This is a genomic window from Streptomyces pactum, from assembly GCF_002005225.1.
Lineage (GTDB): Bacteria > Actinomycetota > Actinomycetes > Streptomycetales > Streptomycetaceae > Streptomyces > Streptomyces pactum_A.
The window spans coordinates 8,385,253-8,399,978 of sequence record NZ_CP019724.1 but is presented as its reverse complement, the minus strand read 5'-3'; the positions used below and the strand labels follow the sequence as shown (position 1 = coordinate 8,399,978).

Annotated in this window: 12 protein-coding genes; 10 read left to right on the top strand and 2 right to left on the bottom strand. The window is 72.7% G+C overall.

Annotation, left to right across the window (positions count from 1 at the left end; genetic code table 11):
- Positions 1 to 4 precede the first annotated feature (4 nt).
- Positions 5 to 775, bottom strand: a complete 771-nt coding sequence (locus B1H29_RS36470; RefSeq protein ID WP_055422250.1) for a thioesterase II family protein — start codon at positions 773 to 775, stop codon at positions 5 to 7.
- A gap of 664 nt (positions 776 to 1,439) precedes the next feature.
- Entirely contained in the window at positions 1,440 to 3,185 is a 1,746-nt protein-coding gene (locus B1H29_RS36465; protein ID WP_055422249.1) for a condensation domain-containing protein, read from the bottom strand.
- 352 nt (positions 3,186 to 3,537) lie between these two features.
- Here B1H29_RS36465 and B1H29_RS36460 point away from each other — a divergent pair, with 352 nt between their 5' ends.
- The 10 genes from B1H29_RS36460 to B1H29_RS36415 all read left to right on the top strand — a co-directional run bounded on the left by B1H29_RS36460 (position 3,538) and on the right by B1H29_RS36415 (position 14,649).
- Entirely contained in the window at positions 3,538 to 4,341 is an 804-nt protein-coding gene (locus tag B1H29_RS36460; protein WP_055422248.1) for an alpha/beta fold hydrolase, read from the top strand.
- Between the two features lie 65 nt (positions 4,342 to 4,406).
- Complete coding sequence (gene cysC / locus B1H29_RS36455) at positions 4,407 to 4,985, top strand: adenylyl-sulfate kinase (RefSeq protein WP_055422347.1); 579 nt, start codon at positions 4,407 to 4,409, stop codon at positions 4,983 to 4,985.
- Positions 4,982 to 5,914: a sulfate adenylyltransferase subunit CysD gene (cysD, locus tag B1H29_RS36450; RefSeq protein ID WP_055422247.1), complete on the top strand. Its 933-nt coding sequence runs from the start codon at positions 4,982 to 4,984 to the stop codon at positions 5,912 to 5,914. The genes cysC and cysD overlap by 4 nt, the downstream gene beginning before the upstream one ends.
- A gap of 2 nt (positions 5,915 to 5,916) precedes the next feature.
- A complete protein-coding gene (locus B1H29_RS36445; RefSeq protein WP_079159916.1) occupies positions 5,917 to 7,341 on the top strand; it encodes a sulfate adenylyltransferase subunit 1 in 1,425 nt (474 codons plus the stop codon).
- Between the two features lie 118 nt (positions 7,342 to 7,459).
- A complete protein-coding gene (locus B1H29_RS36440; protein ID WP_055422245.1) occupies positions 7,460 to 8,566 on the top strand; it encodes an aliphatic sulfonate ABC transporter substrate-binding protein in 1,107 nt (368 codons plus the stop codon).
- Between the two features lie 36 nt (positions 8,567 to 8,602).
- On the top strand, positions 8,603 to 9,466 hold the full coding sequence (locus B1H29_RS36435) for an ABC transporter ATP-binding protein (protein ID WP_234393214.1): 864 nt from the start codon (positions 8,603 to 8,605) through the stop codon (positions 9,464 to 9,466).
- Positions 9,453 to 10,364 (top strand): ABC transporter permease, encoded by a 912-nt coding sequence (locus B1H29_RS36430; protein WP_055422244.1) that lies wholly within the window; start codon positions 9,453 to 9,455, stop codon positions 10,362 to 10,364. The genes B1H29_RS36435 and B1H29_RS36430 overlap by 14 nt, the downstream gene beginning before the upstream one ends.
- Before the next feature lie 230 nt (positions 10,365 to 10,594).
- The gene (locus B1H29_RS36425) at positions 10,595 to 10,747 is read left to right on the top strand and encodes a hypothetical protein (protein ID WP_234393213.1); all 153 of its coding nucleotides are present in this window, start codon (positions 10,595 to 10,597) and stop codon (positions 10,745 to 10,747) included.
- Positions 10,748 to 10,824: 77 nt separating this feature from the next.
- Entirely contained in the window at positions 10,825 to 12,603 is a 1,779-nt protein-coding gene (locus B1H29_RS36420) for an ABC transporter ATP-binding protein (RefSeq protein ID WP_055422343.1), read from the top strand.
- Between the two features lie 108 nt (positions 12,604 to 12,711).
- Entirely contained in the window at positions 12,712 to 14,649 is a 1,938-nt protein-coding gene (locus B1H29_RS36415; RefSeq protein WP_055422243.1) for a multicopper oxidase family protein, read from the top strand.
- Positions 14,650 to 14,726: the final 77 nt, after the last annotated feature.

The window sequence follows — 14,726 nt, the reverse complement described above, 5'->3', positions numbered from 1 at the left end:
TCCCTCACAGTTGTCCTCCAGATATGAGCCCAGGTACGCGCCGAGTGCGCCGCACCACGCGGCAGGCGCGCCCGATCAGGCGGGGTGCGTGCGGGCCGCGGACGAAGAAGTGGTCGCCGGGGACGGTGCGCCGGACGAACCGGCCGGTGGTCCAGCGCGCCCAGCCGTCCAGGGCGGCCGCGCCGACGACGGGGTCGTCCCGGCCGTCGACGGCCAGGACGGGCACGGGAAGGAGGCGGTGCGCCGCGTCGGCGAGCGCGGCGGTGCGCAGGGCGGCGGCGAGCAGGAGGTCGTCCCGCAGCACGGGCAGCACGGTGCGGTGCCAGAGGCTGCCGGGAGTGGCGAGGGGGCCGTCCGGCGCTGCGTCGAGGTCGCCGGCGAACCGCAGCAGCCGTTCGTCGCTGAGGTCGTCGTGGCGCAGTGCCGCGGCGTGCGGTGGGGGGCTCGCGCCGACGGCGAGGAGGGCGGGGGCGGGCAGCCCGAGGTCGATGAGCGCCCGGGCCAGGGTGTGGGCGACGATGCCGCCCAGGCTGTGTCCGTACAGTGCGTACGGGCGGCCGTCGGCGGCCTGGCCGGCCAGCGGGCCCAGGAGTGCGTCGAGCAGTTGGCCGTGTGAGGTCGCGCGGGCTTCGCGGCGCCGGGCGCCCCGTCCGGGCAGCAGTACCGGCGCGACGGTCACCCCGGGGCCGGCCGTGGTGCGCCAGTGCGCGAATCCGGACACGCCGGCGCCGGCGTGTGCGAAGCAGTAGAGCGTGAGCGGTGAGCCGTCCCGCATGGTGTCGCACCTCCTCGGTCGCCGTGTGGGAGCGCGTCGGTTGTCCCGAGCCTCGCTGACGTGCCTGGAGCACGGCTCGAATCGGCCACGTGCGGACGCGGTGCCGAAAGACCGCCGGTGCGCCGGCCGCGCCGCGCCGCCGCGCCGCGCCGCCGGGTTCACCCCGTGCGCGTCGACGCGGGGGTGGGGGGGGTGGTGTGTCTCCCGCCGGGACCTGGGCGAGCGCACGCGCGGTCAGGGCCGGTGCGCCGCCCACGTAGGCGGTGGGGTCGAGGAGTCGTTCGCGTTCTTTCGCGGTGTGGTGCGCGGTGACGTCCGGGAGGGTGCCCCGTACGTCCAGCAGGGGGCGCTGTTGCTGGTCGGCGGTGAGCGAGGCCCACGTCAGCAGGTCTTTCGCGCGGGTCCTGCCGAGCGGGGCCGCGCTGCGGATCACGGTGTGGTCGGGGCGCCCGGCGGGGCGAGGGGTGGGACCGTTCGTTGGCGCAGATCCGTTCCAGCACGGACAGGCCGCGCGGTCCGGCTCCCACGACGCCGATGCGGAGGTGCTCCGCGTCCATCACGCGTCCTTCGGTCCGGCGCGGGCGCAGCCGTTCGGTGGCCGGGCCCGTCGAGGGGGCCGGGCGGGGTGTCGCGACGGCGGTGGGTGGTCATGGCCGGGCTCTCCTCAGGTCGGTTCACTGGAAGCGGTCGCCGCGGGTGCCCGGGCCATCCGCACCCGCGGCTCGTCGGCGAGGGCGGCCAGCGCGTCGGCCACGGTCGCCGAGCCGCCCTTCAGGCGGGGCAGTTCGCGCAGCAGCCGGGCGCACTGACCGACGAGTCGGGTCGCGTCGTCGTCGGCGAGTCGGGCGCGGTCGTGGACGGCGGCCAGGACGAGGCCGTCGTCCACGTCCCGGTGGGCGAGCAGGGAGACGGGGAACAGGCCCTGGACGCCGGCCGCGCGGGGCGGTTCGACGCTGATGCCCTGCGCGGCGAGCGCGGAGTGCAGGCCGTCAGAGCGGCGCCGGGTGTTCTCGAAGACGATGAGGCTCTGCGCGAGGCTGTCCTGGGCGCGGCGCCCGCTCCACTGGTGGATCTGCCCGAGCGACACCCACTCGTAGGAGGCCAGGTCCAGGGCGCGGTCGCGCAGTTCGGCCAGCAGCCTGGTCACGGCCGCGGCGGGGTCGACCCGGACGGTCATGGGCAGCGCGTTCATCAGCAGGCCGGGCAGCCGCTCGACGGAGTCGAGGGCGATGCCGCGGCCGGGAACGGTGACGCCGAAGCCCACCAGGGCGGGCCCCGGGGTGCGGGCCGCCCGGTACAGCAGCAGCGCCCACGCGGCCTGCAGCGCGCCGGCCTCGGTGGCCGCGCAGGACGCCGCCCAGGCGCGCAGCCGGTCGGCGTGTGCGGCGCCGAGGCGGGCCTCGGCCCGGCCGGTCCCGTGCAGGCCGGTGTCCGGGCCGGGCGTCGCGGGCAGCACCAGGGCGGTGCCGGGCGGGATGGCCGAGGACCAGAAGTCGCGTGCGGGGGTGGTGTCCTGGGCGGCGAGCCAGTGCGCGTAGTCGCGGATGTCGGGGCGCCGGTCGCCGCCCGGCAGCCGGCCGCCGGCGAGGTAGGCGCGGTGGAACTCCTGGAGCAGGACCGACACGCTCCAGCCGTCCAGCATGACGTGGTGGAAGGTGAGCAGGACGCGGACGCACGCAGGGCCGCCGTCGGCCGGTTCGGGTTCGTCGACGAGGTTGAGCCGCAGCAGGCCCGGGCGGCGCAGGTCGAAGCCGCGCAGCCGGTCACGTTCCCTCAGCTCCTCGAAGTCCACGCCGGCGGCCGGGTGCCGGACGACTTCGATGCCGGCGTGCTCGTGCAGCACCAGGCGCGGTCCGCTCTCCCAGTCGAAGGCGGCGCGCAGGACGGTCTCCCGGTCGGACACCGACTGCCAGGCCGCGGTGAACCGGTCGGTGTCCAGCGGACCGCGCCAGCGCCAGTGCAGTTGCTCCACGTGGCGGCCGGTGCCGCGGTGGGCGAGCGCGTCCAGGAGCAGGGTGTGCTGCTGCGGGGTGACCGGCACGGTCTCCGGTGGTCCCTGGTCCGTGTCGGCGGCACGGCGCACGGCCTGCTCGTCCGCCTCCCGCACCGGTGCCGGGGCGGTGGTGTCCGGCTCCGGGGAGGTCAGCGCCGCCAACGCCGGCCGGTCGGTGCTGCCGTCGGGACGCAGGGGGATGTGCGGCACCCGGTGGAAGCGGGCCGGGACCAGGTGGGAGGGAAGCTGCGACTCCAGGGCGGCACGCAGTTCGGCGAGCGGGGCGCGCGTCACCATGTGTGCGACGATCCGCCGGCCGCCCGGGACGTTTTGGGCCACATGGACGGCCGCGTCCCGCACACCGGGCAGCGACATGAGCGCGGCGTGCACCCGGCCGAGTTCGACCCGGTCGCTCATGTCGGTCTCCCGGTGGTCGGCGGCAGGACGGAACGGGACGGGCCCGGACCACTGTCGCCGCCGGTGCTGCCACAAGACCGACGCGCCGCTGACGGCTGCCCCCGCGCCTCACTTCGTCCCCGCCATGACAGCACCCGCACATCGAGTCCGGCTGTGGCCCGGCTCGTGGGCGGCTCGGGCGGGCGGGCCGGGAGGGACGGCGGGGACGAGGCGGCAGCGGTCGCACGGCTTCGGCGGCCCAGCACGGCGCAGGGGACTCACGACCGGTCCTCGACCCGTGGTCCAGCGAAGCGATCGAGGATGCCGCCAGGCGGGGAGGTGAGAGCACCTCCGTTCGGCGTGAGGAGTACGTATGCGCAAGGTCGTTTCCCGGGACGGCACGACGATCGCTTACGAGAAGACGGGTGACGGCCCGCCGATCGTGCTCCTCAACGGCTCGTTCCGCGACCACACCATCTTCGACGCGCTCGTCCCGGAGCTGGCGCCGCACTGCACCACCTACGTCTACGACCGCCGCGGACGCGGCCAGAGCGGCGACCGCCCCGAGTACGCCGTCGAGCGCGAGATCGAGGATCTCGAGGCGGTGATCCGGGAGGCCGGCGGGCCGGCGGTGGTGTTCGCCGGCTCGTCGGGCGCGAACCTGGCGATCGAGGCGGCGCTCGCCGGTGCCCCGATCTCGAAACTGGCGCTGCACGAGCCGTTCTACCGGGTCGACGGGTTCCCGAAGCCGCCGTGGAACGTCGCCAAGACCCTCCGGGTCCTCATGGAGGAGGACCGTCGCCGGGAAGCGGTCGAGTACTACCTGGGCAGCTTCCTGGGCCTGACCCCGGATACGGTCGCACAGTGGCGCAAGGGCCCCGTCTGGACGGTGAACGAGGCGAACGCCCACACCCTCGCCTACGACCTGGCGATCTGCGGCGACTGCGACGTCCCGGCCGACCGGCTCGCCGGGTACGCCACGCAGACCCTCGTCCTCAACAGCACCGGCACCAGCGACTGGCTGCGGGCGGCGGCACGGGCGACCGCCGCGGCGCTGCCCAACGGGCGGTCGCTGGAGCTGCCCGGTTCCTGGCACCGGATCGACATGGACGTGCTCGGCCGGACCCTGGCCGGGTTCACCCTCGGCCGGGCCCCGGCCGAGTTCGCCACCGTCTGAGAGTCACCCGCCCTGTCACGTCACCTCACGCTCAGGAGGGCATCACCGTGACCACAGCTCACACCCTGGCCGCCGGGGCCACCGCCCGGCCCGTCGCAGCCGCCACCGGTGAGCGCGGCGCCACCGTGTGGCTGACCGGGTTGCCGAGCGCGGGCAAGACCACCCTCGCCCGGGCCGCCGCCGAGCGGCTGCACGCCACGGGCCGCAGGGCCGAGGTGCTCGACGGCGACGAGATCCGCCGGTTCCTGTCCCAGGGGCTGGGGTTCAGCCGCGCGGACCGGCACACCAACGTGCAGCGCATCGGATTCGTGGCCGAACTGCTCGCCCGCAACGGCGTCACGGCGCTGGTCCCGGTCATCGCGCCGTACGCGGACAGCCGGGACGCGGTGCGCGGGCGGCACGAGGCGAACGGCACACAGTACCTGGAGGTGCACGTGGCGACGCCGGTGGAGGTGTGCTCGGCGCGGGACGTGAAGGGCCTGTACGCCAAGCAGGCCGCGGGTGAGCTGACGGGGCTCACCGGGGTGGACGACCCGTACGAGGTGCCGAAGAGGCCGGAGCTGCGGATCAGGACACAGGGCAGGTCGGTGGCCGACACCGCCGCCGAACTGCACTCCTTCCTGAGCGAGAGGGGCCTGGCATGACGGCTCTGGCGCAGCGGCCTCTGGCACAGGTGCCCGTGACCGTCTCGCACCTCGAGGGCCTCGAGTCCGAGGCGGTGCACATCTTCCGTGAGGTGGCGGGTGAGTTCGAGCGGCCGGTGATCCTGTTCTCCGGCGGCAAGGACTCGATCCTGATGCTGCACCTGGCGCTGAAGGCGTTCGCGCCCGCGGCGGTGCCGTTCTCGCTGCTGCACGTGGACACCGGGCACAACTTCCCCGAGGTCCTCGACTACCGCGACCGCACGGTCGACAAGCACGGTCTGCGTCTGCATGTGGCCTCCGTGCAGGACTACATCGACCGCGGTGTGCTCAAGGAGCGTGCGGACGGTACCCGCAATCCGCTGCAGACGCTGCCGCTGACCGAGAAGATCCAGGCGGAGAGGTTCGACGCGGTCTTCGGCGGCGGGCGCCGCGACGAGGAGAAGGCGCGGGCCAAGGAGCGGGTGTTCTCGCTGCGGGACGAGTTCTCCCAGTGGGACCCGCGCCGCCAGCGCCCCGAGCTGTGGAACCTGTACAACGGCCGGCACGCCCCCGGCGAGCACGTGCGGGTCTTCCCGCTGTCCAACTGGACCGAGCTGGACGTGTGGCAGTACATCGCGCGTGAGGGCATCGAGCTGCCGGCGATCTACTACGCCCACGAGCGCGAGGTCTTCGCCCGTGCGGGGATGTGGCTGACCGCGGGTGAGTGGGGCGGGCCGAAGGACGGCGAGAGGGTCGTCAAGCGGCGGGTGCGCTACCGCACGGTCGGTGACATGTCCTGCACCGGCGCCGTCGACTCGGACGCCGACAGCATCGAGAAGGTGATCGCGGAGATCGCCGTCTCCCGGCTCACCGAGCGCGGCGCGACGCGTGCCGACGACAAGATGTCCGAGGCCGCGATGGAAGACCGCAAGCGCGAGGGGTACTTCTAACCATGACCAGCACCACCGAACCCACCGAGCCCATCGAGCCCACCGAACCCACCGAACCCGCCGAGCCCATCGAGCCCGCCGAGCCTGCCGAGGCCGCCGAGGCGTTTTCGGTCTGGCAGTTGTCGGAGACGACCCTGCTGCGGTTCGCCACCGCCGGCTCCGTCGACGACGGCAAGTCCACCCTGGTCGGGCGCCTGCTGCACGACTCCAAGTCGGTCCTCACCGACCAGTTGGAGGCCGTGGAGCGCGCCTCCGCCGGCCGCGGCCAGGACGCCCCGGACCTCGCGCTGCTCACCGACGGCCTGCGGGCCGAACGCGAGCAGGGCATCACCATCGACGTGGCCTACCGCTACTTCGCCACCCCCCGCCGGCGCTTCATCCTGGCCGACACCCCCGGGCACGTGCAGTACACCCGGAACATGGTCACCGGCGCCTCCACGGCCGAGCTGACGGTCATCCTGGTCGACGCCCGCAACGGCGTCGTCGAGCAGACCCGCCGGCACGCCGCGATCGCCGCCCTGCTGCGCGTGCCGCACGTCGTCCTCGCCGTCAACAAGATGGACCTGGTCGACTACCAAGAGCCCGTGTTCGCCGCCATCGCCGAGGAGTTCACGGCCTACGCCCTCGAGCTGGGCGTCCCGGAGGTCACCGCCATCCCGATCTCGGCCCTCGCCGGGGACAACGTGGTGGAGCCGTCCGCGGTCATGGACTGGTACGGCGGCCCGACCGTCCTGGAGCACCTGGAGACCGTCCCGGTCAGCCACGACCTGGCGCACTGCCACGCCCGGCTGCCCGTGCAGTACGTGATCCGCCCGCGCACCGCCGAGCACCCCGACTACCGCGGCTACGCCGGACAGATCGCCGCCGGCACCTTCCGCATCGGCGACGAGGTCACCGTCCTGCCCTCGGGCCGCACCTCGACGGTGTCCGGCATCGACCTGCTCGGCGAGCCCGTCGACGCCGCCTGGACACCGCAGTCGGTCACCCTGCTGCTCGCGGACGACATCGACATCTCGCGCGGCGACCTGATCGTGCCCAGCAAGGACGCCCCGGCCACCAGCCAGGACGTCGAGGCCACCGTCTGCCACGTCGCCGACGCCCCCCTCACCGTGGGCCACCGGGTGCTCCTCAAGCACGGCACCCGCACCGTCAAGGCGATCGTCAAGGACATCCCGGCCCGGCTCACGCTGGACGACCTGTCCCTGCACCCGCACCCCGGGCAGCTCGTCGCCAACGACATCGGCCGCGTCAAGATCCGCACCGCCGAACCGCTGCCCGCCGACTCCTACGCCGACTCCCGCCGCACCGGCTCGTTCATCCTGATCGACCCCAGCGACGGCACCACCCTCACCGCCGGCATGGCCGGCGAGTCGTTCGCCACCCCGGAGCCCGTCAAGCACGAGACCGACGACGGGTGGGACTTCTAAGCATGGGCCCCCTGGGCTCCCCCGGCTTGTCTGCGCGGACGGCCCGGCCACGGCGTGAGCGACGCATCCCACGACTCGGCCGACCGCGGCCGCCGGGCCGACGAGAGGAACACCTCCCGTGCCTGCCACCACCGCCCCGCGCCGCGCCCTGGCGCTCCTTGCCGCCCTGCCGCTGCTGGTCCTCGCCGGCTGCGGATACGGCTCGCAGGCCAAGGACGACGGAGGTGTCCGGATCGCCGCCGGGGCCGAGAAGACCGACGGTCTGGACTCCGTCCGGATCGGCTACTTGGGCAACGTCACGCACGCCACCGCGCTGGTCGGCAACCAGAAGGGCTTCTTCCAGAAGGAACTGGGCGCCACCGAGGCCAGGTACGCGGTCTTCAACGCGGGCCCGTCCGCGATCGAGGCGCTGAACTCCGGCTCGATCGACATCGGCTGGATCGGCCCCTCCCCCGCGGTCAACGGCTATGCCCGGTCCGAGGGCAGGAACCTGCGGATCATCGGCGGGTCGGCCTCCGGCGGGGTGAAGCTGGTGGTGAACCCGGACGAGATCAAGTCCCTGAAGGACGTCAAGGGCAAGCGCATCGCCACCCCTCAGCTCGGCAACACGCAGGACGTCGCGTTCCTCAACTGGATCGCCGAGCAGGGCTGGAAGGTCGACGCGCAGAGCGGCAAGGGCGACGTGACGGTCGTCCGCAGCGACAACAAGGTGACCCCGGGCGCATACGAGTCCGGGTCCGTCGACGGCGCCTGGGTACCGGAGCCGACCGCGTCCCGGCTGGTCGCCCAGGGCGGCACAGTGCTGCTGGACGAGTCGACGCTGTGGCCGGACGAGGAGTTCGTCACCACCAACATCGTCGTGCGCCAGGAGTTCCTCGAGGAGCACCCCAGGGCCGTCGAGGCGGTGCTGAGGGCGTCCGTGGAGTCCAACCGGTGGATCGCGGCCCATCCGGAAGAAGCCAAGGACGCCGCCAACGAGCAGATCCGGAGCGACGTCGGCAAGGCGCTGCCCGCCGACGTGCTCGGCCCGGCGTGGGAGTCGTTCCAGGTGACCGACGACCCGCTGGCCGCCACCCTCGCGGCCCAGGCGGACCACGCCGTGGAGGCGGGCCTGCTGGAGCAGCCCGGCCTCGACGGCATCTACGACCTCACGCTGCTCAACAAGGTCCTCAAGGCCGAGGACCTGCCCGCGGTCGACGACGCCGGGCTCGGCGGTCGGCAGTGAGCCCGGACCACGACCAGGGACCAGGAGGTGACGACCATGGCCACGACCGCGCCCCTCGCCACGGCCGCCGACGCCATCGAGGACGCCGAGACCGTCGACGCCGCCACGGCCACGACCACGACTCTCGCCAAGGCCGGCGAGGACACCGCGGCGGCCACGCACGCCGCCCGGATCGAGCACGTCTCCAAGTCGTTCCCGGGCCCGGCCGGACAACAGCTCGTCCTGGACGACATCACCCTCGACGTCGCACCCGGCGAGTTCGTCACCCTCCTGGGCGCCTCCGGCTGCGGCAAGTCCACCCTGCTGAACCTGGTGGCGGGCCTGGACAAGCCGAGCGCCGGCGCGATCACCACGGACGGGCGGCCGGCCCTGATGTTCCAGGAGCACGCCCTGTTCCCGTGGCTGACCGCGGGCAAGAACATCGAACTCGCCCTGAAGCTGCGCGGCGTGCCCAAGTCCGAGCGCCGCGACAAGGCGGAGGAGCTGCTCGAACTCGTCCGGCTGAAGGGCGCGCACGGCAAGCGGGTGCACGAGCTGTCGGGCGGCATGCGCCAGCGGGTCGCGATGGCCCGGGCACTCGCCCAGGAGAGCAGGGTGCTGCTGATGGACGAGCCGTTCGCGGCGCTGGACGCCATCACGCGAGACGTGCTGCACGACGAACTGACCCGGATCTGGCGCGAGACGAAGCTGTCCGTCCTGTTCGTCACGCACAACGTCCGCGAGGCCGTCCGGCTCGCGGAGCGCGTGGTGCTGCTCTCCTCACGTCCCGGACGCATCGCCCGCCAGTGGACCGTCGGCATCCCGCATCCGCGCCGCATCGAGGACACCGCCGTGGCGGAACTGTCCCTCGAGATCACCGAAGAACTGCGTGGGGAGATCCGCCGCCATGGCCAGCACTGACACGACGCGTCCCGCCAAGGGCCCGGGCGCCGGGGACGGCGGCGACCTCGCCGGCCTCGAGGCGGGCCTGGACGCACTGGAGACGGTGCAGCAGGGCCGCAAGCCCTTCCGGCAGACCCTCGTGGAGAAGATCCTGCCGCCCGCCGCGGCCGTACTCCTGGTCCTCGCGGTATGGCAGGGGCTCGTCACCTTCGAGATCGTCGACGACCCGACCAAACTGCCCGCCCCGTCCGACGTGTGGCACGTCCTGCACCAGGCATGGCTCGAGGGCGAACTGCTCGGCTACATCTGGACCAGCGTCTCGCGCGGCCTGTCCGGCTTCCTGCTGGCCCTCGTGATCGGCACACCACTGGGGCTGCTCGTGGCACGGGTCAGGTTCGTCCGCGCGGCGATCGGCCCGATCCTCTCCGGCCTCCAGTCACTGCCCTCCGTGGCCTGGGTTCCGCCCGCCGTGATCTGGCTCGGCCTGAACAACTCGATGATGTACGCCGTCATCCTCCTCGGCGCCGTACCCTCCATCGCCAACGGCCTGGTTTCCGGCGTCGACCAGATCTCCCCCGTCTTCCTGCGCGCGGGCCGCACACTGGGCGCCACGGGACTGAAGGGCACCTGGCACATCGTCCTGCCGGCCGCGCTGCCCGGCTACGTCGCCGGCCTCAAGCAGGGCTGGGCGTTCTCCTGGCGCTCCCTGATGGCCGCCGAGATCATCGCCTCCTTCCCCGACCTCGGCGTCGGACTCGGCCAGCTCCTCGAGAACGGCCGCAACGCCAGCGACATGGCCATGGTCTTCGAAGCCATCCTGCTGATCCTGACCGTCGGCATCGCCATCGACCTCCTCGTCTTCAGCCCCCTGGAGCGATGGGTCCTGCGCAGCCGCGGCCTGCTGGTGAGGAGCTGAACCGTCCCGTGCTGCACCGTCCGGTCCGCTCCGCCCTGCCCTGCCCGTCATCGCCCACGGCCGCAGGCGCTCGCCGGCTCGGCGCTGCCTCCAGCGGGACTCGACGGATCACCCGCTGATCCTTGAGAGGCGTCCACCAAGGTGGCGGTGAATGGTTGACCGGCGAAACGGAGACCGTCATGCGGGCACGGCGCGCATCCGCCACGAGGGCCATCGGCAGGAGCCTCGGCGTGGGCCTCACATGGATGGGGTTCGGGTGGTACGGCACGCACCCGCCGCACCCCTGGAGCGGGTACGCGATCCCGCCTGCCGAGCAGCCGTGCCTGCCGCCGCTGTCGGAGGAGGAGTTCGTCCGGTGGACGGCTCCGGTCAAGCACCTGTGAGACCGGTCAAGCACCTGTGAGAGGTGACCGCGGCCCGCGGCAACCGACCGTTCACCACCGAGGACAAGGAGAACAGGGTGACCACCACCGGGTCGGCCACTGCGCGTGTTCCCGTGCACAAGCGGCGCATCCTCAAGCTGTTCGTTCCGTACCGCAGGAGCCTGCTGTCCGTCGGGTTCCTGGTCGCGGCGTCCTCCCTGGTCTCCCTGGTCAACCCGTTCCTGATCCGCGAGATCATCGATGTGGCGCTGCCGCAGGGCAGGACCGGACTGCTGTCCCTGCTCGCCCTGGGCATGGTCGTCGTCGCGGTCTCGAACAGCGCGTTCAACGTGTGGCAGACGTATCTGTCCGCCAGGGTCGGCCAGCTCGTCATGCACGATCTGCGCACCGCCGTCTACTCCCATCTGCAGCGGATGTCGCTGGCCTTCTTCACCCGGACGCGTACCGGTGAGGTCCAGTCGCGGATCGCCAACGACATCGGCGGGATGCAGGTGACCGTGACGACCACCGCGACGGCGCTGGTGTCGGACGTGACCACCGTCATCACCACGGTCACCGCCATGGCCCTGCTCGACTGGCGGCTCACGCTGGCGTCGCTGGTCGTCCTGCCGGGCTTCGTCTGGGTGAGCCGCCACGTCGGGGACGAACTGCGCGTGCTCACCCGGGCGCGGCAGCGCCAGTTCGCCGACCTGTCGTCGAACGTGCAGGAGTCGCTGTCGGTCAGCGGCATCATGCTCGGTCACACCATGGGCCGTTCGCGTTCGCTGAGCGACGCGTTCGCCGGTCAGTCCCGCAAGCTCACCGACATCGAGGTGCGCGCGAGTACGGCGGGCCTGTGGTACCAGTCCACGATCTGGGTCGTCATGGCGGCCATGCCCGCGGTGATCTACTGGGTGGCGGGGCTGACCGGCAGCGGCGGCCGGATGTCCATCTCCATCGGCGCGCTGGTCGCCTTCGCCACCCTCCAGCAGATCCTGTTCCGGCCGGCGCAGCGGCTGCTGACCATCGGTCTGGACATCCAGAGTTCACTGGAGTTGTTCGGGCGTATCTTCGAGTACCTCGACCTGCCCGTCGACGTGGCCGAGCCGGAGCGGCCGGTGGTTCCGGCGAGTCTGCGGGGCGAGGTGCGGCTGCGCGGGGTCGGGTTCCGCTACGCGGGCGCCCAGCGGCCGACGCTGGACGGTGTCGAGGTGACCGTTCCCGCCGGGCACAGCCTCGCCGTCGTCGGGGAGACCGGGTCGGGCAAGACCACGCTGAGCTATCTCATACCGCGTCTGTACGACGCGACGTCCGGCACCGTGACGATCGACGGCGTCGACGTGCGCGACCTGTCGTTCGACACGCTCGCCGCCGCCGTCGGTGTCGTCTCCCAGGAGACCTACCTCTTCCACGCGTCGGTCGCCGACAACCTGAGGTTCGCCAAGCCCGACGCGAGTGACGAGGAGCTGGTCGCGGCGGCGCGGGTGGCGCACATCCACGACTACCTGATGTCGCTGCCCGACGGCTACGACACGGTGGTCGGCGAGCGCGGATACCGGTTCTCCGGCGGGGAGAAGCAGCGGCTGGCCATCGCCCGCGCCATCCTGCGCGACCCGCCCGTGCTGGTGCTCGACGAGGCCACCAGCGCGCTGGACACCCAGACCGAGCGGTCCGTCCAGAAGGCCATCGACGCGGCGAGCGCGGGCCGCACCACCATCACGGTCGCACACCGGCTGTCGACCGTCCGCAACGCCGACGAGATCCTCGTCCTGGAGCAGGGGCGCGTCGCCGAGCGGGGCACGCACGACGAGCTGCTCGCCCTCGGCGGCCACTACGCCACGCTGGTGCGCCGGGACACCGAGATGGCGGCCGTGTAGGCGGCGGGCCGCGCGGCCCGCCGGGGCGGCCGGGGCGGCCGGTGAACGGCCGTGCCGTGCAGCGGTCTTCGAGCGGATCTGGAGGGGTCATTGCCTACGATCCGGCGCATGGAGACTGCGTCTGCCGAAATACCCAGCTCGCCCGGGATCAACCGGCGCACCCTGCTGCGGGGCGGTGCCGTGGCCGGCCTGGGCGCGCTCGTGCCGTCGTCCTCCGTCTTCGCCGTCCCGGGCGGGGCGGCGTCCGAAGGTGCCGAGCCGTCGGCGGACGGGCTGCTGCTGACCAAGTTCAGGGATCCGCTGCGTACGCCGCCGGTGCTGCGTCCGCGTGGGCGCGGCGGGCACGACGAACTGACCGTGCGCCTGCGCACCGCCGACGTCACCGTGCACTCGGAGCTGGCGCCGGTGCGGATGTGGACGTACGAGGGCAGCTACCCCGGGCCGACGATCGAGACGGTCCGCGGCCGCCGGCTGCGGGTCGTCTGGGAGAACCACCTGACGGGGAACATGCCGGTCACCGCCGTCGAGTTCGGCCGGCCCGGCGGTCCCATGCCCGACCCGCTGTCCAACTATCCCGGCACCGAGGGCTGCCGGGAGGTGCCCGGGGTGGCGGACCTGGGGCCGTGGGCGGCGGTGCACCTGCACGGCATGCTGACCGGCGGCGGCAACGACGGCTGGATGGAGAACCTCGTCGGTCCGGGCGAGGAGCAACTGTCGGCGTACCCGAACGACCAGGCCGCGACCATGCTCTGGTACCACGACCACACCCACCACGTCAGCCGCTTCAGCGTGTACGCCGGTCTGGCGGGCCTGTTCGTCTGCCGCGACGCGCAGGAGCGTGCGCTGGGCCTGCCCCGGGGCGGCCACGAGGTGCCGCTGGTCCTCAGTGACCGCAACTTCGCGCTGGACGGATCGGGGGCCCTCACCGGACGCCTGGTCCACAAGGTGGAGATGGTCAACGCGAAGCTCATGCGTGCGCACGCGGCCCCCTACACCCTGGTCAACGGTGTGGTCTGGCCCTACCTGGAGGTCCAGCCGCGCTGGTACCGGTTCCGGATCGTCAACACGGCCAACTCCCGGATCTACCGGCTGATGCTGCTGGCCGACGGCCGGCCCGTCCCCGGGGCCTTCCAGGTGATCGGCAGCGACCAGGGGCTGATCGACAGGCCGCTGCCGGTCGAGGGGGCGCTCAACCTCTCCCCCGGTGAGCGCGCCGACGTGCTGGTCGACTTCAGTGCGTTCCGCGGCCGGTCCGTCAAGCTGGTCAACACGATGGAGGGCGTTGTGCCCGGCGGCTCCAGCACCCGGCACGACCTGCTGGAGCCCGACGTGATGCAGTTCCGCGTGGCCGGCCGCGGATCCGCCGGCCGGTTCACGCCGCCCGGGAGACTCTCGCCCGCCTTCAGACGGTCCACGCACCACGACCTGCCGCACGGCGGCCGGCCCCGGTGGGTGGTGCTGGTCGGGCCGGGCTCGGCCAACGTGCCCGAACTGTGGGAGATGGAGGAGGTGGAGCGGGCCGACGCGGAGGGGATCGCGTTCCCGTCCGCCGGGGTCGTCCAGGTCGAGGACGCCGAGGGCACGGTCACGACGCTGCGCCGGACGGCCATGCGCTACGACGACGGCAACGCGTTCACCGTGGCGCACCGGGGTGTGGAGATCTGGAAGTACCTCAACCTCGCCGCCGCTCCGCACCCCATGCACATCCACCTGGCCCACTTCCAGGTGCTGTCCCGCGAGAACTACGACGTGACCGGCTTCGACCGGGTCGTGCGCGGCTCCGCCAGGCCGGTCGCGTTCCTGGGGGCGGCGGAGCTGGAACCGCACGAGCTCGGGGAGAAGGACACCGTCAGGGTGGGTACGGCCGGCCAGATCATCCCCGGTCCGAACGGCACCCCGGGCGAGCTGGTCACCGTGGCGGTCCGTTTCCCCGTCGTCGGCAGGGGGGTCCACCACTGTCACATGCTGGAGCACGAGCAGCACATGGTGCGCCCGCTCGTGGTCGGCCCGGCCGCCCACCGGCCCGCGGGCGGCGGTCACCACTGACGCGGCGAGTGCCCGCGGCGGTGGTCGGCGCGGGCACTCGAGGGGGCGGCCCGGGGGTGTCCGGGCGGGGTCGTGCG

Coding starts and splice junctions, on each gene's coding strand:
- B1H29_RS36470 (WP_055422250.1), bottom strand. CDS start 775: ATGCGGGACGGCTCACCGCTCACGCTCTACTGCTTCGCACACGCCGGC.
- B1H29_RS36465 (WP_055422249.1), bottom strand. CDS start 3,185: ATGAGCGACCGGGTCGAACTCGGCCGGGTGCACGCCGCGCTCATGTCG.
- B1H29_RS36460 (WP_055422248.1), top strand. CDS start 3,538: ATGCGCAAGGTCGTTTCCCGGGACGGCACGACGATCGCTTACGAGAAG.
- cysD (WP_055422247.1), top strand. CDS start 4,982: ATGACGGCTCTGGCGCAGCGGCCTCTGGCACAGGTGCCCGTGACCGTC.
- B1H29_RS36445 (WP_079159916.1), top strand. CDS start 5,917: ATGACCAGCACCACCGAACCCACCGAGCCCATCGAGCCCACCGAACCC.
- B1H29_RS36435 (WP_234393214.1), top strand. CDS start 8,603: ATGGCCACGACCGCGCCCCTCGCCACGGCCGCCGACGCCATCGAGGAC.
- B1H29_RS36430 (WP_055422244.1), top strand. CDS start 9,453: ATGGCCAGCACTGACACGACGCGTCCCGCCAAGGGCCCGGGCGCCGGG.
- B1H29_RS36415 (WP_055422243.1), top strand. CDS start 12,712: ATGGAGACTGCGTCTGCCGAAATACCCAGCTCGCCCGGGATCAACCGG.